The sequence below is a fragment of the Kitasatospora sp. NPDC048365 genome (assembly GCF_043200835.1).
In the GTDB taxonomy this organism is placed as follows: Bacteria; Actinomycetota; Actinomycetes; order Streptomycetales; family Streptomycetaceae; genus Kitasatospora; species Kitasatospora terrestris.
Genome location: NZ_JBICYJ010000113.1, coordinates 1 through 1,069, shown reverse-complemented (window position 1 = coordinate 1,069; position 1,069 = coordinate 1). Strand labels below are relative to the sequence as shown.

Sequence of the window (1,069 nt, the reverse complement as noted above, 5' to 3'; positions counted from 1 at the left end):
CGTTGGCGCTTCAAAGCGGGTACGGGAATATCAACCCGTTGTCCATCGACTACGCCTGTCGGCCTCGCCTTAGGTCCCGACTTACCCTGGGCAGATCAGCTTGACCCAGGAACCCTTGGTCAATCGGCGCAAGAGTTTCCCACTCTTGTATCGCTACTCATGCCTGCATTCTCACTCGTGAACCGTCCACAACTGGATTCCTCCGCTGCTTCACCCGGCACACGACGCTCCCCTACCCATCACAGCCCCCGTTGGGGGTATTGCTGCAATGACACGACTTCGGTGGTGTACTTGAGCCCCGCTACATTGTCGGCGCGGAATCACTTGACCAGTGAGCTATTACGCACTCTTTCAAGGGTGGCTGCTTCTAAGCCAACCTCCTGGTTGTCTCTGCGACTCCACATCCTTTCCCACTTAGCACACGCTTAGGGACCTTAGTCGGTGTTCTGGGCTGTTTCCCTCTCGACCATGGAGCTTATCCCCCACAGTCTCACTGCCGCGCTCTCACTTACCGGCATTCGGAGTTTGGCTAAGGTCAGTAACCCGGTGAGGCCCATCGCCTATCCAGTGCTCTACCTCCGGCAAGAAACACGCGACGCTGCACCTAAATGCATTTCGGGGAGAACCAGCTATCACGGAGTTTGATTGGCCTTTCACCCCTAACCACAGGTCATCCCCCAGGTTTTCAACCCTGGTGGGTTCGGTCCTCCACGCGGTCTTACCCGCGCTTCAACCTGCCCATGGCTAGATCACTCCGCTTCGGGTCTTGGGCATGCAACTATGTCGCCCTATTCGGACTCGCTTTCGCTACGGCTACCCCACACGGGTTAACCTCGCTACACACCGCAAACTCGCAGGCTCATTCTTCAAAAGGCACGCAGTCACAGTCCGAGGACTGCCCCCACGGCTTGTAGGCACACGGTTTCAGGTACTATTTCACTCCGCTCCCGCGGTACTTTTCACCATTCCCTCACGGTACTATCCGCTATCGGTCACCAGGGAATATTTAGGCTTAGCGGGTGGTCCCGCCAGATTCACACGGGATTTCTCGGGCCCCGTGCTACTTGGG

Annotated in this window: 1 rRNA gene; it reads right to left on the bottom strand. The window is 57.1% G+C overall.

The annotated features are described in order from the left end of the window. A 23S ribosomal RNA gene (locus ACGFX4_RS41365) occupies nucleotides 1-1,069 on the bottom strand; the annotation flags it as partial.